Origin of the sequence: Hymenobacter sp. B81 (assembly GCF_044628455.1) — a bacterium.
Taxonomy (GTDB): domain Bacteria; phylum Bacteroidota; class Bacteroidia; order Cytophagales; family Hymenobacteraceae; genus Solirubrum.
Genome location: NZ_JBIYZW010000001.1, coordinates 1,420,535 through 1,440,328, shown reverse-complemented (window position 1 = coordinate 1,440,328; position 19,794 = coordinate 1,420,535). Strand labels below are relative to the sequence as shown.

The 19,794-nt window shown below is 68.4% G+C and carries 18 protein-coding genes; 13 read left to right on the top strand and 5 right to left on the bottom strand.

Translation table 11 applies throughout. From position 1 onward, the window contains the following. Positions 1–116 precede the first annotated feature (116 nt). From ACE191_RS06465 to ACE191_RS06410, 12 genes are all read left to right on the top strand, one after another. Complete coding sequence (locus tag ACE191_RS06465) at positions 117–1,541, top strand: alpha/beta hydrolase-fold protein (protein WP_400191369.1); 1,425 nt, start codon at positions 117–119, stop codon at positions 1,539–1,541. A 386-nt stretch (positions 1,542–1,927) separates the two neighbouring features. Then, the gene (locus ACE191_RS06460) at positions 1,928–3,406 is read left to right on the top strand and encodes an anthranilate synthase component I family protein (RefSeq protein WP_400191368.1); all 1,479 of its coding nucleotides are present in this window, start codon (positions 1,928–1,930) and stop codon (positions 3,404–3,406) included. A gap of 92 nt (positions 3,407–3,498) precedes the next feature. Further along, the gene (locus ACE191_RS06455) at positions 3,499–4,080 is read left to right on the top strand and encodes an anthranilate synthase component II (RefSeq protein WP_400191367.1); all 582 of its coding nucleotides are present in this window, start codon (positions 3,499–3,501) and stop codon (positions 4,078–4,080) included. A gap of 111 nt (positions 4,081–4,191) precedes the next feature. Further along, entirely contained in the window at positions 4,192–5,187 is a 996-nt protein-coding gene (gene trpD / locus ACE191_RS06450; RefSeq protein ID WP_400191366.1) for an anthranilate phosphoribosyltransferase, read from the top strand. Between the two features lie 142 nt (positions 5,188–5,329). After that, positions 5,330–6,160 (top strand): indole-3-glycerol phosphate synthase TrpC, encoded by an 831-nt coding sequence (trpC, locus tag ACE191_RS06445; RefSeq protein WP_400191365.1) that lies wholly within the window; start codon positions 5,330–5,332, stop codon positions 6,158–6,160. After that, on the top strand, positions 6,157–6,837 hold the full coding sequence (locus ACE191_RS06440) for a phosphoribosylanthranilate isomerase (protein WP_400191364.1): 681 nt from the start codon (positions 6,157–6,159) through the stop codon (positions 6,835–6,837). The genes trpC and ACE191_RS06440 overlap by 4 nt, the downstream gene beginning before the upstream one ends. An 89-nt stretch (positions 6,838–6,926) precedes the next feature. Further along, positions 6,927–8,114, top strand: a complete 1,188-nt coding sequence (gene trpB / locus ACE191_RS06435) for a tryptophan synthase subunit beta (RefSeq protein WP_400191363.1) — start codon at positions 6,927–6,929, stop codon at positions 8,112–8,114. Between the two features lie 610 nt (positions 8,115–8,724). Then, a complete protein-coding gene (gene trpA / locus ACE191_RS06430; RefSeq protein ID WP_400191362.1) occupies positions 8,725–9,510 on the top strand; it encodes a tryptophan synthase subunit alpha in 786 nt (261 codons plus the stop codon). 38 nt (positions 9,511–9,548) lie between these two features. After that, positions 9,549–10,577 (top strand): bifunctional 3-deoxy-7-phosphoheptulonate synthase/chorismate mutase, encoded by a 1,029-nt coding sequence (locus ACE191_RS06425; RefSeq protein WP_400191361.1) that lies wholly within the window; start codon positions 9,549–9,551, stop codon positions 10,575–10,577. 71 nt (positions 10,578–10,648) lie between these two features. Beyond that, positions 10,649–11,890: a helix-turn-helix domain-containing protein gene (locus tag ACE191_RS06420; RefSeq protein ID WP_400191360.1), complete on the top strand. Its 1,242-nt coding sequence runs from the start codon at positions 10,649–10,651 to the stop codon at positions 11,888–11,890. Between the two features lie 60 nt (positions 11,891–11,950). Beyond that, positions 11,951–12,850, top strand: a complete 900-nt coding sequence (locus ACE191_RS06415) for a DoxX family protein (RefSeq protein ID WP_400191359.1) — start codon at positions 11,951–11,953, stop codon at positions 12,848–12,850. 292 nt (positions 12,851–13,142) lie between these two features. Further along, positions 13,143–13,868 (top strand): phenylalanine-4-hydroxylase, encoded by a 726-nt coding sequence (locus tag ACE191_RS06410; protein WP_400191358.1) that lies wholly within the window; start codon positions 13,143–13,145, stop codon positions 13,866–13,868. Positions 13,869–13,985: 117 nt separating this feature from the next. Here ACE191_RS06410 and ACE191_RS06405 read toward each other — a convergent pair whose 3' ends face one another. From ACE191_RS06405 to ACE191_RS06390, 4 genes are all read right to left on the bottom strand, one after another. After that, a complete protein-coding gene (locus ACE191_RS06405; protein WP_400191357.1) occupies positions 13,986–14,462 on the bottom strand; it encodes a DUF962 domain-containing protein in 477 nt (158 codons plus the stop codon). A gap of 113 nt (positions 14,463–14,575) precedes the next feature. After that, on the bottom strand, positions 14,576–15,445 hold the full coding sequence (locus ACE191_RS06400) for a dienelactone hydrolase family protein (RefSeq protein WP_400191356.1): 870 nt from the start codon (positions 15,443–15,445) through the stop codon (positions 14,576–14,578). Positions 15,446–15,541: 96 nt separating this feature from the next. Then, the gene (locus tag ACE191_RS06395) at positions 15,542–16,909 is read right to left on the bottom strand and encodes an ABC1 kinase family protein (protein ID WP_400191355.1); all 1,368 of its coding nucleotides are present in this window, start codon (positions 16,907–16,909) and stop codon (positions 15,542–15,544) included. After that, positions 16,910–17,545: a TetR family transcriptional regulator C-terminal domain-containing protein gene (locus ACE191_RS06390; RefSeq protein ID WP_400191354.1), complete on the bottom strand. Its 636-nt coding sequence runs from the start codon at positions 17,543–17,545 to the stop codon at positions 16,910–16,912. It lies immediately after the preceding gene. Positions 17,546–17,692: 147 nt separating this feature from the next. Between ACE191_RS06390 and ACE191_RS06385 the strand changes: the two genes are divergently transcribed. Beyond that, a complete protein-coding gene (locus ACE191_RS06385) occupies positions 17,693–18,670 on the top strand; it encodes an OmpA family protein (protein ID WP_400191353.1) in 978 nt (325 codons plus the stop codon). A gap of 342 nt (positions 18,671–19,012) precedes the next feature. On the opposite strand, the gene ACE191_RS06380 is transcribed toward ACE191_RS06385, so the two are convergent. Beyond that, positions 19,013–19,726: an SDR family NAD(P)-dependent oxidoreductase gene (locus ACE191_RS06380; protein ID WP_400191352.1), complete on the bottom strand. Its 714-nt coding sequence runs from the start codon at positions 19,724–19,726 to the stop codon at positions 19,013–19,015. Between the last annotated feature and the right edge of the window lie 68 nt (positions 19,727–19,794).

Sequence of the window (19,794 nt, the reverse complement as noted above, 5' to 3'; positions counted from 1 at the left end):
TCGCCCCCGCCGCAATTATTGCTTGCCTTATTTCGGTAGCATTACATTTTTATTCGCGCTACCTTCTGGCTCAGCCCGGGTCCCCCCTGATTTTCCCGCCTTTTCCCTTCCCAGCCATGCGTCCCCTTCTCTTGCTCAGCGGTCTGCTGCTGGCCGGCACCGTGCAGGCCCAGACCACCTTCCGCATCACCAGTGTGCCAGCCAGCACCCCGGCCAATGCCACGCTTTACGTGGCCGGCAACTTCAACAGCTGGAACCCCGGCAGCGCGGCCTATGCCCTAACCAAACAGCCCGGCGGCAGCTACGAAATCACCCTGCCGGCCACCGTGACCGGGGCGTTGGAGTTCAAGTTCACCCGCGGCGCCTGGACCTCCGTCGAGTCCGATGCCCAAAACCAGGACATCGGCAACCGCCGCTACACCGTGGGCAGTGGCCCGACCACCGTCGATTTTCAGGTGCTGAACTGGAAAGATCTGGGCGGGCCGGCTACCTGCTCGAGCACGGCCCTGCAACCCAACGTGCAGGTGCTCAGCACCAGCTTCCAGATGCCGCAGCTGGGCCGCACCCGCAGGGTGTGGGTGTACGTGCCCAACGACTACGCCAGCAGCGGCCGCCGCTACCCCGTACTGTACCTGCACGACGGGCAGAACGTGTTCGACAACTGCACCGGCTTCGCGGGCGAGTGGGGCGTCGATGAAACCCTGAGCCAGCTCCAGCAGCAGGGCCTCGATGCCACGGGCTGCATTGTGGTGGCCGTGGATAACGGGGGCGGAGAGCGGCTCAACGAGTACTCGCCCTGGAACAACCCGCAGTACGGCGGCGGGCAGGGCGACCAGTACGTGGAGTTCCTGGTGCAGACGCTCAAGCCCCACATCGACCAGAACTTCCGCACCCTGCCCGACCGCCTCAACACCGGCATTGCCGGCTCGAGCATGGGCGGGCTGATTTCGCTCTACGCGGCCGTGAAGCACCCCGCCGTGTTCGGCCGGGCCGGCATCTTCTCGCCGGCGTTCTGGTTTGCCGAAGCCCAGCTTAAAGCCTACCTGCACCAGCACCCGGCCGTGGCCGGCCAGCCCACCCGCTTTTACTTCGTGAGCGGCGCCCAGGAAAGCCAGACCATGGTGCCGCTGATGGCCGCCGTGCGCGACTCGCTGCTGCGCGGGGGCCACGCCGCGGCCGACCTCAGCTACCAGGTGCGCGCCGACGGCCAGCACGCGGAGTGGTTCTGGAAGCGCGAGTTCCCCGCCGCCTACCAGTGGCTGTTCCGCCCCGCCGCGCCCAATGCCGCCCGCCCGAGCCAGGATTTGCCCGGCCTGGCCGTGTTCCCCAATCCAGTAGGCCAGCAGCTGAGCGTGCAGCTGCCCACGGGCTGGTCGGAAGCCCGGCTCGACATCAGCGACACCACCGGCCGGGTGGTGCTGCGCCGCGGCCTGCGCCAAGCCGAAACCCAGGTGGACGTAGCGCGCCTGCGCCGGGGCAGCTACCTGCTGCGCCTGCGCCACGGTCCAACCACTGTGACGCGGCAGTTCACCAAAGAATAATGCGGGCGTTTTTTGTTAGATCTTCAATGAAGCGCCGCAAAACGGGGCCGGCAGTGGCAAATCCGGGCCGAAATGCGGAAAGTAGTTGAAAATATTGTAATCATAGTATCTTTCTGCTGCTGGAATGGCAGCAAAGTCTTGCATTTATTGCCAACAGCCGTACTTTTGCCCCCGTCAACGGTTCACTCACCATGTTTCGCGCTACTACATTCTTGCAGCTTTGGTGGCACCGCCCAGGATCTGGTCGGGACGCTCTGCCTATGTCGGTAAGGAAGTGCTAGCATTTGACGCTGCTCTTTTACAAGACACTCGCAACAAGCCCGGCCTACCAGCCGGGCTTGTTGCTTTTCCGGCCCGCCGCATTCCCGCCGCCTAGTCTCTTTGCCATGCCTGCCGCCCCCATTACCCTGCGTACCCGCCACCTGCGTCTGCCCGCCGATACCGTCACCCCGGTGGGGCTGTACCTGCGCCTGCGCGACCAGTACCCCGGCTGCCTGCTGCTCGAAAGCTCCGACTACCACACCCAGCAGAACGCCTTTTCCTACCTGGCCTGCCACGAGCTGGCCCGTTTCGAGCTGCGGGGCGCCGAGCTGCTGGAGCGCCTGCCCGGCGGCCGCGAAGAGCAGAGCACCCTGGCCGACCCGCGCCACGAGGCCCTGCCCTGCCTGCGCCGCTTTGCCGGCCGCTTCCGGGCGCCCGAAACCGGGCACCCATTTATCAGCGGCGGCCTGTTTGGCTTTATGGGCTTCGGGGCGGCCCAGTACTGCGAAGACGTGCAGTTTCGGGCCGACAAGCCCGCGGCCGGCCCCCTGCCCGACGCGCGCTACGGCCTGTACCGCTACGTGCTGGCGCTGAACCACTACCGCCAGGAGCTGCACATCTTCGAGCACACGCCCGAGGGAGAGGAGCCCGACGAGGCCGCCCTGCAGCGCCTGCTGAGCGTGGTGCGCAGCCCCGTGCGGCCCACCTTCGGCTTTGCCCTAGAAGGGGAGGAAACCAGCAACCAGACCGACGACGAGTTCCGCCACATTCTGGCCGCCGGGCGCCGCCACTGCCTGCGTGGCGACGTGTTTCAGCTGGTTTTGTCGCGGCGGTTTGAGCAGCGCTTCCGCGGCGACGAGTTCCAGGTGTACCGCGCCCTGCGGGCCATCAACCCCTCGCCCTACCTGTTTTACTTCGACTACGGCCAGTACCGGCTGTTGGGCTCCTCGCCCGAGCCGCAGCTGCTGGTGCAGGGCCGGCAGGCCAGCATCTTTCCCATTGCCGGCACCTTCCGCCGCACCGGCCGCGACGCCGAGGACGCCCGGCTGGCCCAGCAGCTCACCGAGGACCCCAAGGAAAACGCCGAGCACGTGATGCTGGTGGATTTGGCCCGCAACGACCTGGCCCGCCACGGCCACGCGGTGGAAGTGAAGCGCTTCCGCGAAATCCAGTACTACTCCCACGTCATTCACCTCGTGAGCCACGTGGCGGCCACCCTGGCCGACGGCACCGACCCGCTGCAGGTGGCGGCCGACACCTTCCCGGCCGGCACGCTCTCGGGTGCCCCCAAGGTGCGGGCGATGCAGCTTATCGACGCGCTGGAGCCCACCGCCCGCGGCCTCTACGGCGGCTGCATCGGGCACCTGGGCCTGGGCGGCGACTTCAACCACGCCATTTTCATCCGCTCGTTTGTGAGCGTGGGCGGCACGCTTTACTACCAGGCCGGGGCCGGAGTGGTGGCCAAGTCGGAGGTGGAGTCGGAGCTGAACGAGGTGCACCACAAGCTGGCCGCCCTGCGCCAGGCCCTGCAGCAGGCCGCCTCGGCCCACGAGGAAGTGAAGCCCACCGAAATCCGCGCAGCGCGGACCACCGAGCCGGCTTAACCCGCCTGTCCCCTCCGGCCCATTCACCCCAAGCCCACCTCATAGCCCGGCCGCCCACCAGCCCCATTCCTCCCATTCCGCACCTTCCCTCCATGTCCATCCTGGTTTTTGATAACTACGACTCCTTTACCTACAACCTGGTGCAGGTGCTGCGCGAGCTGGGCCGGGGCGCCGAGCTCACGGTGCGCCGCAACGACCAGCTCGACCTGGACGAAGTAGAGGCCTTCGACGCGGTGCTGCTTTCGCCCGGGCCCGGCATTCCGGCCGAGGCGGGGCTGATGCCCGCGCTGATTCGCCGCTACGCGCCCACCAAGCGCCTGCTGGGCGTGTGCCTGGGCCACCAGGGCATTGCCGAAAGCTTCGGGGCCGAGCTGCTGAACCTGTCTGAGGTGCTGCACGGCGTGGCCACCGACGCGGTGGTGACCAGCCCCGACGAGCGGCTGTTCCGGGGCCTGCCCACCCGCTTCCGGGTGGGGCGCTACCACTCCTGGGCCGTGCGCCCCAACTCCCTGCCCGCCTGCCTCGAAGCCACCGCCCGCGACGAGCAGGGCGAAATCATGGCCCTGCGTCACCGCCGCTACGACGTGCGCGGCGTGCAGTTCCACCCCGAGTCCATCCTCACCGAGCACGGCCACCGCCTGCTGCAAAACTGGCTCGAAGAAAGCAATGAGTGAAGGGGCGAATGGGTGAATGCCTGACTTCCCCGACTGCTCATTCACTCACTCAATCAATCATTCTCCCATTCACTCATTGCCCATTTACCCCCCCCCGCCACCGCTACTCCCATGAAAGCTACCCTTGCCGCCCTGTTCGACCACCAGACCCTCGACCGTCACGAAGCCTTTGACGTGATGCTGCGCCTGGGTCTGGGCGAGCTGAACGCCGCCGAAACCGCGGCCTTCCTCACCGTGTACCGCCTGCGCCCCATCACCGTGCCCGAGCTGGCCGGCTTCCGCGACGCCCTGCTGGAGCTGTGCCGCGACCCGCTGCTCGACTCCCACGAGGTGCTCGACATCGTGGGCACCGGGGGCGACGGCAAAAACACGCTCAACATCAGTACCCTGGCCAGCTTCGTGGTGGCCGGTGCGGGCTACAAGGTGGTCAAGCACGGCAACATCGGCGTGTCGTCGGTGGTGGGCTCCAGCAACATCCTGGCTTACTTCGGCTACGACTTCGAAGCTTCCTCCGACCAGCTGCAGCGCCAGCTCGACGCGGCCAACATCTGCTTTCTGCACGCCCCGGCCTTTCACCCGGCCATGCGCCACGCCGGGCCGGTGCGCCGCGAGCTGGGCCTGCGCACCTTCTTCAACATGCTGGGCCCCCTGGTAAACCCGGCCCGGCCGGCCGCCCAGCTGCTGGGCGTGTACAGCCTGGAGCTGCTGCGCCTCTACCAGTACCTGCTGCAGGAAACCGGCACCCGCTACGCCGTGGTGCACGCCCTCGACGGCTACGATGAACTCTCGCTGACCGGCGAGGCCAAGGTGGCGACTTCCACCGATGGCGAAACCCTGCTCAGCGCCGCCGCTCTGGGCTTGCCCGCCTGCCGGCCCGAGGAGCTGGCCGGGGGCCAGACGGTGGCCGAGTCGGCGCGGCTGTTCCGGCAGGTGCTCGAGGGCCAGGGCACCCGCGCCCAGGTCGACGTGGTGGCGGCCAACGCCGCCCTGGGCATCCGCTGCCTGAACCCGCGCCTGAGCCTGGCCGAGGCCCTCGACGCGGCCTACCACTCGCTCGACTCGGGCCGCGCCCGCCGCGCCTTTACCGCCCTGCTCACCGCCGCCTAAGTCGGCCGCCGCCGGGGCCGCGCCTTGGCCTGGCCCGGCGGCGCGCACCAGTTCTTTCACTCCCTTATCCCACGCTTCTCCCGGCCCGGCCGGCTGGCCCGCCCGCTGCTTGCGCAGGGGAGCCGGGCCGAGCGAGCAACCCATGAACGATACCCTTTCGCCCCCCAACGTGCTGGCCCGCATCGTGGCCCACAAGCAGCAGGAAGTGGCCGAGCGCCGCGAGCTGGTGCCGCTGCGCAAGCTGGAGCAAAGCCCCTACCTGGCTTCGCCCACGCTGTCGCTGGCCGGCTACCTGCGCCGCCCCGAGCTGAGCGGCATCATCGCCGAGTTTAAGCGCCGCTCGCCCTCCCGGGGCTGGCTCAACGAGTTTGCCCCGGTGGAGCGCACCACCCTGGGCTACATGCAGGCCGGGGCCTCGGCCTTATCCATCCTCACCGACGCGGAGTTTTTCGGCGGGCGCAGCGAGGATCTGACCACGGCCCGGCGCTTCAACCTGTGCCCCATTCTGCGCAAGGACTTCGTGGTGGATGAGTACCAGCTGCTCGAAGCCCGCAGCCTCGGGGCCGACGCGGTGCTGCTGATTGCCGCCGTGCTGGAGCCCGCGCAGCTGCGCCGCCTGGCGGCCCAGGCCCGGGCCCTGGACCTGGAGGTACTGCTGGAAGTGCACGACGGCCAGGAGCTGGCCCGCAGCCTCGACGCGGCCCTCGACGTGGTAGACCTGGTGGGCATCAACAACCGCGACCTGCGCGACTTCTCCGTGAGCCTCGACCGCTCGCTGGAGCTGGCCGAGCAGCTGCCCGCGCACCTGGGGCGGGTGGCCGAAAGCGGGCTGCGCACGGCCCAGGACATTGCCCTGCTGCGCCGGGCGGGCTTCAACGGCTTTCTGATCGGGGAAACCTTCATGCGCCACGGCCGGCCCGAGAAGGCCTGCGCCGCCCTGGTGCAGCAGCTGCGCGAGCTGTCGGCCCAATGACCATGCCCGCCCCCGCCTTCGCCCCGCGCCGCCCGCTGCCGCTGCCCACGCCCGGGCGGCCCCTGCTCAAGGTGTGCGGCCTGAAGTACCCCGCCAACGTGGCCGCCGTGGCCGCGCTCGGGCCCGATTTGCTGGGCTTCGTGTTTGCCCGTCGCTCGCCGCGCTACGCCGCCGAGGCGCTCGACGCGGCCCAGCTGCGGGCGCTGCCCCTGCCCAAGGTGGGCGTGTTTGTGAACGAGCCCCTGGCCCAGCTGCGGCGCCTGGCCCTGCACTTCGGCCTCGACGCGGTGCAGCTGCACGGGCAGGAGTCGGCAGCCGACTGCGCGGCGCTGGCCGGGGCCGGGCTGCCGGTCGTCAAGGCCTTCGGGGTGGGGGAGACGCTCGACCTGAGCCGCCTGGCGGCCTACGTGCCGCACTGCGCCTACTTCGTGTTTGATACGGCCGGGCCCCAGGCGGGCGGCAACGGCGTGGCCTTCGACTGGCAGCTGCTGCGCGGCTACGACCTGCCCACGCCCTACCTGCTGGCCGGCGGCCTGGGCCCGGCCGATGCGGCCGCCCTGCGCCGGCTGCGCCTGCCCGGCCTCGCGGGCTTCGACGTGAACAGCTGCTTCGAGCAAAGCCCGGGGCTGAAGGATGCGGGACTGCTGAAGGAGTTTATGCGCGAGCTGCGCGGGTGAGTTTTAGCCCGCAGAGGGCGCAGAGGAGGCGCAGAAGGCGCTGAGCGCTGCGTCCTCGGCGGGCTAATCAATCAGAACAGAATCAACCCATGAACCACTACCAACCTACCGCCACCGGCTACTACGGCTCCTTCGGCGGGGCCTTCATTCCCGAGATGCTCTACCCCAACGTGGAGGAGCTGCGGGCCTGCTACCTCGACATTCTCCACGACCCCGGCTTTCAGCAGCAGTACCAGCAGCTGCTGCGCGACTACGTGGGGCGGCCCACGCCGCTGTTCAAGGCCGAACGATTGTCGAAGCAGTACGGGGCCACCATTTACCTCAAGCGCGAAGACCTCTGCCACACCGGGGCCCACAAGGTCAACAACACCGTGGGGCAGATTCTGCTGGCCGAGCGCTTGGGCAAGAAGCGCATCATTGCTGAAACCGGGGCCGGGCAGCACGGCGTGGCCACCGCCACCGTGTGCGCCCTGCGCGGCCTGGAGTGCATCATCTACATGGGCGCCGTGGACATGGAGCGCCAGAAGCCCAACGTGGCCCGCATGCGCCTGCTCGGGGCCGAGGTGCGGCCCGCCGTGAGCGGCTCGCAGACCCTGAAGGACGCCACCAACGAGGCCATCCGCGACTGGATCAGCAACCCCGTGGATACCCACTACATCATCGGCTCGGTGGTGGGGCCGCACCCGTACCCCGACCTGGTGGCCCGCCTGCAGGCGGTTATCAGCGAAGAGATGCGCCGGCAGCTACTGGCGCAGGCCGGCCGCGAGCTGCCCGACTACGTGGTGGCCTGCGTGGGCGGGGGCTCCAACGCCGCCGGGGCCTTCTACCACTTCCTCGACGAGCCCACGGTGCAGCTGGTGGCGGTGGAGGCGGCCGGCCACGGCGTCGATACCGGTAAGTCGGCGGCTACCTCGGTGCTGGGGCGGCCGGGCATCATCCACGGCAGCCGCACCCTGCTCATGCAGGACGAGCACGGGCAGATTACCGAGCCGCACTCCATCTCCGCCGGGCTCGACTACCCCGGCATCGGTCCCCTGCACGCCTTTCTGGCCGACTCGGGCCGGGCGCAGTTCCTGAGCATTACCGATGAGGAAGCCTTGCAGGCCGCCCAGCTCTGCAGCCGCCTCGAGGGCATCATCCCGGCCCTGGAAACCGCCCACGCCCTGGCCGCGCTGGCCAAGCTGCCCCTGCAGGCCGCCGACGTGGTGGTGCTCAACCTCTCGGGCCGCGGCGACAAAGACCTGGAAACCTACCTGCGCGAGCTGGATCTGGCCTGACCAGCCCCCCCGCCACCGGACGCGCCAACCGGGCCGCCCTACCTCGTTTGTTGGCTACCTCCCTTTGCAGTCGGACGACATGCCCCTTTGCAATCGGACTACAAAGGGGCATGTCGTCCGACTACATGCCCTTGGTAGTTCCATTACAACCCGGGTGTAGTCGGACTACAAGCCCTTTGTAAGGAGACTACCCCCGGCTTGTACTCCGACTACAAGCCGGAGGCAATCCGACGAAGCCCAGACCTTCATCCGATTGTCTGAGGGTGCCTCCCAAAAGACGCAAGCCAACCAGCCGAGTTGGTCCCCCTTCCCGGAGCATAGGAAGCCGGGCCCAGTCCGACTCGGAGCCGGACCTGGTCCGACAGGAAGCCGGGCCTTGTCATACAGGGAGCCGGGCCTAGTCCGACCAGGCCCGGCTCCTGGTCCGACGGAATAGCTCCCTTCCAGTCGGACCGGAAGCCGGGCCTGGTCGGACAGGAAGGGAGGGTGCCCCCAAAAGCGGCGGGTTGGACGGGCCCCGTGGCCCCCGTGACTGGGCCGGCGGCGGCCCCACCCGATGCTCCAGGCAGCGGGCCGCCTTAGTTTTCTCTACTTGATTTCGCTCTTTGCTATGCGCAACCGCTTTGCCGAACTCTTCGCCCGCAAGCCCACGGGCGTACTCAACCTCTACCTCACCGCCGGCTACCCCGGCCTGCACGACACCGTGCCGCTGCTGCAAACCCTGGCCGCGGCCGGGGCCGACGTGCTGGAAATCGGGGTGCCTTTTTCCGACCCGCTGGCCGACGGCCCGGTGATTCAGCAAACCAGCGCCCAGGCCCTGCGCAACGGCATGACGCTGCGCCGCCTGCTCCAGGAGCTGCAGGGCATCCGCCAGCTGCTGCCCGACACCCCGCTGCTGCTGATGGGCTACCTCAACCCGGTGCTGCAGCTGGGGATGAACGCGTTCTGCGAGCAGGCCGCCGCCGCCGGCATCGACGGCGTGATTCTGCCCGACCTGCCCGCCGAGGAGTACGCCGCCTTCTACCAGGACACTTTCCGGCGCCACGGGCTGCGGGCCGTGTTTCTCATCACGCCCCAGACCTCGGAGGCGCGCATCCGCCGCCTCGACGAGCTAACCGACGACGCCTTCCTCTACCTCGTGTCGGGGGCCGGGCTCACGGGCGGCAACCAGGCCGCCGAGGCGGCGACCCAGCAGGCCTACCTGCAGCGGGTGGCCGCCCTCGATTTGCGCAACCCCCGCCTGGTGGGCTTCGGCATTGCCGACCGCGCCTCCTTCGAGCAAGCCGGCCGCTACGCCCACGGCGCCATCATCGGCTCGGCCCTGCTGCGCGCCCTCGACGGCGCCGCCGACCCCCACGAGGCCGCCCGCCGCTTCGTGCATAGCATCCGCGGGTAAGCGCCCGCTTTCTATCCGTTGTTTCTTTCCTGCCGCTCATGATCATTCATCCCCAGCCCTACCTGAGCGCGGCCGACCGCGCCGCCCTCATCGAGCAGCTGCGCCAGCTGCGCTTCAAAGTCACGCCCGTGCAAACCCAGCACGCGGCCTACCTGGTGGCCCTCGGTCCCGCCGAGGTGGATTTGCGCCGCATCGCGGCCCTGCCCGGCGTGCGCGACGTGCACCGCGTGTCCGACGACTACAAGCTGGTGAGCCGCAAGTGGCGCGTGCGCCCCACCGTGCTCGACCTGGGCGAGGGCATCCACCTGGGCGAAGGCTCGCTGAGCATCGTGGCCGGCCCCTGCAGCATCGAGAGCGAGCAGCAGATGGAGGCCGTGATGCAGCACCTGGTGAGCAGCGGCGTGCGCCTGATGCGCGGGGGCGTGTTCAAGCCCCGCTCGTCGCCGTACTCCTTCCGCGGCCTGGGCCTGGAGGGTTTGCGCGACTTTCACCGCCTGGCCCGGGCCCACGGCCTGCGCATCGTGACGGAGGTCATGCAGGTGTCGCAGGTGGAGGAGATGTACGACTTCGTGGACGTGTTTCAGGTGGGGGCGCGCAACACCCAGAACTTCAACCTGCTCGACGCCCTGGGCCGGGTGGATAAGCCCGTGCTGCTCAAGCGCGGCGTGTCGGGCACCATCGACGAGCTGCTGCACTCGGCCGAGTACATCTTCTCGGGCGGCAACGAGGACATCATCCTCTGCGAGCGGGGCATTCGCACCTTCGAAACGGCCTCGCGCAACACCCTCGATTTGAACGCGGTGCCCATCCTGAAGGAGAAAACCCACCTGCCGGTGTTCGTCGACCCCTCGCACGGCATCGGCCTGCGCGAGCACGTGGCTCCGCTGGCCCTGGCCGCCGTGATGGCCGGCGCCGACGGCATCCTCTACGAAACCGCCCCCGTGCCCGAGCGCGCCGCCTCCGACGGGCAGCAAACCCTGAACTTCAGCGAGTCGGCCCGCCTGGTGGAGGCCCTGCGCCGCACCTACGCGTTGCGCCGCGAGCTGGCGGAGCTGGAGCTGGTGTAAGGGTCTCCGCCGCCGAACCCCGGGGTGGGGCCGCCGGTTGCAGGAAAGCTTCCTCGTTCGTTCTTCGCGCTATGCTATTCGAGTTCAGCCCGTACAGCTCCCTGCTGCTGCCGTTTTTCGTGCAGGGCATCGTCTTCAGTGGGTTGCTGCTGCTGCGGAGCTGGCGCCGGGACGAGCCCGCCGACCGCTGGCTGGCCGGCCTGATCCTGCTCTACACGGCCAACATCAGCCAGTGGATGCTGGGCTTTGCCGGCTGGTACGACGCGCACAACGGCTACTCCACGGCCATGTTCTACTTCCCGTTCGCCCTGTACCTGGGCGCCGGGCCGCTGTTTTACTTCTACTTCCGCAGCCTGACCAACCCCGCGTTCCGGCTGCGGGGCCGGCAGCTCTGGCACTTCGCGCCCTTTGCGGCCTACGTCGGCTGGTTTGCCTTCTGCTTCTTGGTCGACGTGCTACTGCGGCACCGGCTGGGGGGGCAGCCCCTGCCCGAGCACTTCGGCACCAAGGGCGCGCTCATCAGCCTGGAACTTGTGCACGACGCGTTCGAGCTGGGCAACTACGTCTCGCTGGCAGTCTACGGCTACCTCACCCTGCGGGCTTTTCGCCAGTACACCCGCTACCTCAACGACAACTTCTCCAACTCCGAGCGGCAGCGCTTCCGCTGGCTGCGCCACGTGGTGGTGGCCGTGCTGGTGGGCACCAGCGTGTCGGTGGTGTTTGCGCTGGTCGACCTCGGGGCGGGCCTGTCGTACGTCGAATTCTGGTACGGCTACCTGTTTACTGGGGTGCTCATTTACTACCTGAGCGTGGCCGGCTGGCAGGCCCAGCAGCCGGGGCGGGCCCCGCTGCGCTTCGAGCCCGAACCCGTTGCCGCGGCCGAGCCCGCGCCGGAACCCGCGCCCGCCGCGCCCGCCGCACCCGCCGAAGCCCCGGCCGCCGACTACCTGCGCTGGACCGAACGCCTGGAGCAGCTCATGCACCGCGAACGGCCCTACCTCGAGCCCGACCTCACCCTGGCCGACCTGGCGGCCCGCCTGCAACTGCACCCCGCTATGCTGTCGAAGGTCATCAATGCCGGCTTCGGGCAGAACTTCAACGACTTCGTCAACGGCTACCGGGTAGGGGAGGCCGAGCGCCTGCTCGCGGAGCCGCGCTTCCAGCAGTACACCTTGCTGGCCGTGGCCCTGGAATCGGGATTCAACTCCAAGTCGACCTTCAACCGGGTGTTCAAGAAGCTGCGGGGGGAGACGCCCAGTGAGGCAGCCCAGCGGCTCAAATCCGTAAGTGAGACGTCCCAAATTATAAGCTGAAGCGCAGGGGCGGGGCCGGCAAGGCAGTTTTGGGCTGTTCAACCAACCCCAGTACCGCCCATGAAAAAGCTGTTGTTTTCCGCCTCCCCCCTGCAAAACCGAGCCATCGACGCGGCCTGGCTGCTGTTTCGCCTGCACCTGGGCCTGTCCATTGCCGACGGCGCCGGCCTGCCCAAACTCACCAACCTGGCCGCCGTAGCCAGCGCCCAAATGCCGGGCCCGCCCGACTGGTTTGTGCAGCAGGTGGCGGGCCTGGGTTTCACCTTTCCCTCGCCCTACTTCTGGGCCGGGGCTGCCGTGTGGGGCGAGTTTGTGGGCGGGCTGCTCCTTGCCCTGGGCCTGTTCACCCGCTGGAGCGGGCTGCAGCTGGCCTTTCAGTTTTTCGTGGTGGCGTTTCTGTGGTACGAAGACCCCTCGCCCATCACCGGCATGTACTACCAGCAGCTGCTGTTCTGGGCATTCGTGGTGGTGACGGCGGTTGGTCCCGGGCGCTACTCCATTGACTACTGGCTGACGCGCCGCTCCAAAGCCGCCACGGCTACCGAAAACGACCTGGTCGACACCCAAGCCGGGGTAAGCAAAGCCAGACGGCCGGCAACCGTGGCAGCGGCTCTGGGGCTGTTGCTGGTGACTACGGTGAGCCTGGCCGGTGACAACCTAAAATCGAACCTGGTGATTGAGCCCCGCAAGCAGTTTGTGCTGGGTGGTGAGCAGCGCGGCGCGTTTAAGGTAGCGGCGCACAACATCGGCAGAGTGCCCGTGGAAATAAAGGAGCGGCCCCGGGGCGGGGGCATCTTTGGCAAGGCCACGCTGGCGCCCGGGCAACGGGCCACGCTCCGCTTCCTGGCCGGCTCGGCCGCCTTGGTGTTGAATCCTTCCGATCAGCAAGCCAACCTGAAGCTCACCGTGAGCGGCGACACCCAACTCAGCATGGGCTACGAGCCGGAAGGCAGGCGGTGAGGGGTGTTGGCGGTACTAGCCCAACAGTATCAAGCTGCTACGCGAAGATTATTTGGGGACGGGCGTTCCGCAGCGTTTGCATTGGCACAATTCATTCCTATATTTGACCCCAACATGCTGCGTCAATCCATTAACTGCGCGTTTACTCTGTACGTCCGCCCCATGAATGGGGACGGAGCCGCGCCGTTGCATGTTGGAAAATGAAGCCCAAGCCGCTACATCACCTGACCTGAACTCAACCAAGCCCGGCTCCGTCCCACGGAGGCCGGGCTTTTTTTTGCCCTTTGCCCTTATGGAAGCCCGCCACCTTACCGCCGAAGACCACCTCGTGTGGAAAGTGCTCTTCGACCGCCAGACGGCCCTGTTGCACCGCCGCGCCGCCGCGCCCTTCGCCGCCGGCCTCGAGCGCCTGGGCTTGTGCCGCGACGCCGCCCCCGACCTGGCCGAGCTAAGCCAGCGCCTGCGCCAGCTCACCGGCTGGGACGTGGTGCCCGCGCCCGGCCGCGTGGACGACCGCACCTTCCTGGGCTTGCTGGCCGAGCGCCGTTACCCGGTAACCAGCTGGATCCGCTCCATGCACCACTTCGACTACCACGCCGGCCCCGACCTGTTCCACGACGCCTTCGGTCACCTGCCGCTGCTCACCGACCCGCAGTGGGCCGCCTGGCTGGAGCACTTCGGCCGCATGGCTCGCCACCACCTCACCGACGCCGGGGCCGTGGAGCAGCTGGCGCGCCTGTTCTGGCACACCGCTGAGTTTGGGCTGGTGCGCGAAGCTGGCCAGCTGCGCGTGTACGGCGCGGGCCTGTTGTCTTCGGCCGCCGAGTTGCACCGGTGCCTGGCCGACGATGCCCAGTTGCTGCCCCTGGACGTGGCCGCCGCCCTCGATACGCCGGTGGTGCGCGAAGCCTTCCAGCCGGGCTACTTCGTGCTGCCCGACTGGGAAAGCCTGGCCGACACCACCGCCGAAATGGCCGTGCGCCTGGCCGCCCAGCCCTGGCCCGTGTCGGTGGGGTAGACCAAGGCCATCGTTTAACAGCAAGCCCCGCCGGCAACACCGGCGGGGCTTGCTATATATAAAGGAGTCAGCGCGCTTAAGGAGCTGGGCGCGGGGCGACGGGCAGGGGCACGGGACTTAGTAGGCCCAGCCCAGGCGGCGGTAGATGAAGTGCAGCAGCCACAGCGGGCCGATGAGCAGAAACTGCACGTCCTTGAGGAAGGACGGCTTCTTGCCCTCGACCTTGTGGCCCCAGAACTGCCCTACCCAGGCCAGCACGAAGACCACCAGGCACACAATCCACAGGGGCAAGGCTACCTGCGTCTCCACCAGTCGCAGCAGCAGGGCCATGCCGGTGCTCACCACTACCATGCCCAGGGCCAGCGGCACCGACAGGCGCAGGTAGTAGACCACCGCCAGCAGCATTACCAGCGTAGCCCAGTTCAGCCAGGGACTCAGCCGCTGCACGGCCGCGGGCACCGGAATGGCCCAGAGCAAACCCAGCAGCGAAAACATGATCAGCGGCACGCACACCCAGTGCACGAGCTTGTTGGTGGGGTTTTGGTGGCTTTCGCCGTACTCGGCGAGCAGGGACGAGAGGGCAGCAGTGGGCATGGCGGCGGGGCGTTGGTTGGCTGTCGGAATATAGCGCCGGGGCAGCACCAAACGCAACACGCGCCGCCCCACCCGCAGGCGGAGGCGGCGCGAGTTCCAGCGGCCGGTATTGGTCAGGCCTTGAGCTTGAACTTGAACTTCTTTTTGAGGTAGGCGAGGGCCAGGTTGTTGGCCCGGGTGGCCGCGGCGGCGTCGAACCTGGGGTTGGAGGGGTTGGCAAAGGCGTGGGCGGCGTCGAAGCTGTGCACTGTGAGCTGCTTGCCGGCCCGCTTCATGTCGGCCTGGAACTGGCGGACCACGGCCGGGCCGATGCCCTGGTCCTGGGTGGCGAAGATGCCCAGCACGTCGGTATTCAGGGCCTTGAGTTTGGCCACGTCCTTTTCCGGCATGCCGTAGTACACCACGCAGCCCACCGCCTGCTTACCCGCCAGCATAGCCGCCTGCAACGACCAGCCCCCGCCGAAACACCAGCCCAGCGTGGCTACCTGCGCCCGGGGCCCGGCGTGCTGCAAGGCCCCGCGGATGATGTTGCGGGCCCGGTTCTGGTCGACCACCTGCACCAGGCGGCTAGCTTCTTCGCTGGTGGTGGCCAGCTTGGCGTCGTAGAGGTCCACGGCCAGCACGGTTACCCCAGGCAGGGCCGCGGCCAGCCGGTCGGCCTCGCGCTTGATGTAGTCGTTGAGGCCCCACCACTCGTGAAAAACGAAAAGAAACTTGCCGTTGGGCGCCGCGGGCCGCACTTCATAACCGTAGCCGGTGCTGCTGTCGGGCGTCACGAAGCTGATGAGCTGCCCGGCGGCCTGAGGCGCGTAATCCAGGGGCAGCGGGGCCTCGTGCCCGCTCATGAAGGCGGGGTCGGCGGCCAGATCGGCAAAGGCCAGCATGGCGTCGGGGCCCGGCTTGGCGCAGCAGGAAGCAGTATGCTGGGCCCGGGCAATGCTCAGGCTGCCGAGCAGGAAAAGCAGGGTAAGCAGGTGTTTCATGAGGTGAGAGAGGTAGGGGCGCGTTGCTCGCGCCCGTCGTTGAATGGCAAGCCAGGCCGCAAGCCAGTCGGCCGCGACGCCCGGGGCCTCAGGTCGTCAGATGGCGCCGGTCTGCACCTCGGCCCGCAGCTCGGTGAGCAGGGCGTAGAGGCCCACGTAGGTGCGGTTAAGATAAATGAAATGCGCCGAGCCGCGGGGCTCGCGCTGGCGGCGTAGCTCGGGGTCCTGCAGCAGCTCGTCGCCCAGGGCGTAGAGCGCGGCCAGGTACTGCGGGTCGCCGAAGTCGAAGCGCGGCTGGCGGAAGGGGCGGCCCACCAGGGTCAGCGAGTCGCGCAGGGTGCGCAGGTACAGCTGCTGCCGGGCCGCCGGATCGGTGAGGCGCAGCACGTCGGCCTCCAGCAGCAGGGCGCGCAGCCGAGCTTCGTCGGCCAAGGTTTCGGGGGCGAGCAGGGCGGTGAACAGCCGGTGCACCTCAGCCGGAATTTCCTTGACGCAGCCGAAGTCAAGCACACCCACGGTGCCACCCTCGTCGGCCCGCAGCAGGAAGTTGCCCGGGTGCGGGTCGGCGTGCACCTGGCGCAGCTCGTGGAGCTGGTACATGTAGAAGTCCCACAAAGCCTGGCCCAACTGGTTGCGCACGGCCTGGCTGGGGCTGGTAGTCAAGAACTCGCGCAGGTGCTGGCCCGGCAGCCAGTCCATGGTCAGGATGCGCGGGGCCGACAGCTCGGGGTAGTAACGGGCAAACTGCAGGTGGGGCAGGTGGGCGCAGCGGGCGGCAATTTCCTGCCCGCGCTGCAGCTCCAGGGCGTAGTCGGTTTCTTCGAGCAGGCGGGTTTCCACCTCGGCCAGGTAGGGGCGCACCTGGGCTTCGTCGAGCCCCAGCACGCGCAGGGCCACGGGCCTGACCAGGCGCAGGTCGGACTGGATGCTGCTGGCCACGCCGGGGTACTGCACCTTCACGGCCAGCGCCCGGCCATCTTTGGTGGCGTAGTGCACCTGCCCGATGCTGGCCGCCTGCCGGGCCGTGGGCTCGAAGGTGCCGAACAGCTCGGCGGGCGAGCGGCCAAACGCGTCGCGGAAGGCTTTTACTACCAAGGGGCCCGAGAGCGGGGGCGTCTGGTACTGGGCCTGGGCAAACTGCTGGGCGTAGGCCGGGGGCAGCAGCTGCTTTTCCATGGCCAGCATCTGGGCTACCTTCAGCACCGAGCCTTTCAGCTCGCTCAGGGCGCCGTACAGTTCGGCGGCGTTGGCCGCGTGCAGCTCGTCGGCGCTGACCTCGGCGCCGGCGGCCCGGCGGGCGTAGTGCTTCACGTAGTTGGCACCCACCTTCAGGCCGGTTTTGGCAAAGCGCGCCGCCCGCGCCACCTTGGTGGTGGGCAGCGACACCTGCCCGGCCGGCGCGGGCGCCCCGGGCTGCTGGCCGGCGGCGGCCGCGTCGGTCGGGGAGAGGGGTTCGGCGCTCATCTAGCGGCGCGACTGAAACAGGAAGCGGGCCAGGTCCAGGGCCGAGTCGAGGGTGTTGGGCGCCACCAGGTCGAAGCTCAGGCGCACGGCTTTTTCCACGGCCGCATCGGTGCGCTCGAAGTTCAGCGACTCGTCCTTGGCGAAGTAGCCCAGCACGAACAGGGCCTGCTGCCAGAACAGGCGCGGGTACTGCTCCTGCACCAGCGGGCGGCGGGCTACTTCTTCGCTCACCCGCCCCTCGCGCAGGATTTCGGCCACGAAGGCCTCGAAGTCTTGGCGGAAGTCGTCGAGCACGGGCGGGGTGAGGCCGGGCACCCGCGGCAGCGAGCGGGACAACGACAGCAGGGCGTAGCTGCGGTTGTGCTTGAGCAGCTCGAGCAGGGTGAAGTAGTAGCCCAGCAGCTTTTCGCGGGCGCTGTACTGGGTCCACACCAGCTCGGCCTCGGCCCGGCGCCGCGCCTCGCGGCCCAGGTCGGCCCAGATGTCGCGGTCGATGGCCGCGAAGCCGGGGTAGTAGCGGTAGAACTCGGCCTCGCTCAGGCCCAACTGCTGGGCCAGCAGGTAAACCGAGGCGGGCGGTTGCTGGTGGCGCAGCACGTAGTCGAGGTAGGCCTGCCGGATGCGTTCTTTCTCCATAATGGGCTTATAACCGCCGCAGGGCCACTTGGTTGGGTTCGGCCGTCAGGACAGGCTTGGCGCGGGCAATTATTTTTGGTAGAAAGCACGCCGGCAATGGGACAATTAGCGGATATTGCTCCGTCATCCTCCCCTCAACCCTACTGAATGCCCCACTTTTACGCTACTCGATTCGTGCTTACCCTCACCCTGGCCGGCAGCGCCCTAGCGGCCCGCGCCCAGGGCAGTACCAACCTCAGCGGCAGCGTGCAGTCGGCCGACCGCCAGAGCGTGCCCAAGGCGGCCGTGACGGTGCTGCACGAGCCCACGGGCTTTATCCGCGCTACCACCACCGGCCCAGCAGGCGAGTTCACCCTGCCCGCTTTGCCACCCGGCGGCCCCTACCTGGTGCAGGTAAGCCAGCCCGGCTACAAGCAGCAGGTGAAAAGCAACGTGTACCTGAGCGCCGGCCAGCCCAACACCCTGGCCTTCGTGCTCGACCGCTCGGGCGCCGCCCGCCCGGCCGCTCCCGATGCTACGGCGGGCGCCACGGCATCGGCCGCGGGCGAGCCGCCGCGTACCTACCGCTACCAGCGCAAGCCCCCGCCCAAGCTGGCGCCGGCCACCGGCGGCCACTACGACGCGGCCTCGGGCAACTACATCTACGAAACCGGCCCGCTGGTGTCGCTGAAGCTGCCGGGTGGCGGCGTGCTGGCCGGGGTAGGGGCCAAGTCGACCGAAAGCCTGCTGCACCAGTTCCTGAACAACCCGCAGGCCCGGGTAGACACCGTGGACCTCACCCAGGGCTGGATCAACTTCGACCGCGTGTTCTTCGACCCGGGCAAGGCCAGCATCACCCGGGAATCGGCCCCGCAGCTGCGCCACATCGCGGCGTTGCTGCGCGCCTACCCGGCGGCCCGCATCAAAATCGGCGGCTACTCCGACAGCACCGGCACCTACAAGGTGAACAAGCAGCTGAGCGAGGCCCGCGCCCGCACGGCCTGGGCGGCGCTGGTGGAGCTGGGCGTGAGCCCCGCCCGCCTGGAAGCCCGCGGCTACGGCCCGCGCTACGCCCTGGCTTCCAACGCCACCGAGGAGGGCCGGGCCATGAACCGCCGCCTGAGCATCAAGGTGCTGGCCAAGTAGGCGCGGTGCCCAGCGCCCGGCCCGCGGCAAAAAGCCGCGCCGTTGCGGTTTCGAGCCGCGAAGTCGCGGTAAAAAGCCGCGTCGTTGCGGTTCTGAGGCGCGACTTCGCGGTTCCGGGCCGCAACATTGCGGTAAAAAGCCGCGACTTCGCGGTTCCGTATCGGTCGGCCGCGGTTCGGAACCGCAACATTGCGGCAAAAAGCCGCGAAGTCGCGGCTCGGGGCCGGTCGACTGCGGTTCCGAGCGGCAAAGTCGCGGCTCCGAACCGCGCACCGGTTTGCCTCTCCGCAGCAAGGTGCGCCGCGGCCCTGTCCTAAGCCCTAAAACCTACGTCCCTAAGCCCTACCGCAATGTCGAATATCCGCCGTCGACGCGCAGCACCTGGCCGGTGACGAAGGCGGCGGCGTCGGAGAGCAGGAAGGCGGCCGTTTCGGCCAGGTCCCGGGGCTGGCCCACGCGCTGCAGCGGGTGGCGCCGGGCGCCGGCGGCCTGCTTGTCGGGGGTGTTGAGCAGGGGCGCGGCCAGGGGCGTGTCGGTGAGGGTAGGGGCCAGGGCGTTGACGCGCACGGCGCCGGCGGCGTACTCGGCGGCCAGCGAGCGGGTGAGGCCCTCGAGGGCGGCCTTGGCCGTGGCAATGCTGGCGTGGAAGGGCATGCCGTTGTAGGCGGCCACGGTGCTGAACAGCACCACCGAGGCGCCGCCGGCGTGCCTGAGCCGCTTCAGCACCAGCTGCAGCACCTGCACCGCGCCCAGCACGTTCAGCTCGAAGTCCTGGCGAAACTGCTCGGGCGAGAGCCGCTCGAAGGGCCGCAGCACGATGGAGCCGGGGCAGTACACCACGCCGTGCAGGGCCTCGGGCAGCCCGGCCAGGGCCGCGGCGTCGAACTGCGTCACGTCGAGCACCTGGTGCGTGGTACCCAGCTCGGCCAGCTCCGGCGACAGGTGGCGCGAGGCGGTGAACAGCGCGGCGCCGCGCTGGTGCAGCACCCGGGCCGTAGCCAGCCCGATGCCCGAGGAGGCGCCGACGATGAGAATGTTCTTGCCGGAGAAATCCATGCCGCGGGGAGAGAGGTGAAACGAATGCGCTAACAACCCGGCTCCGGCGCGAAGGTTTGGCCCGCGCC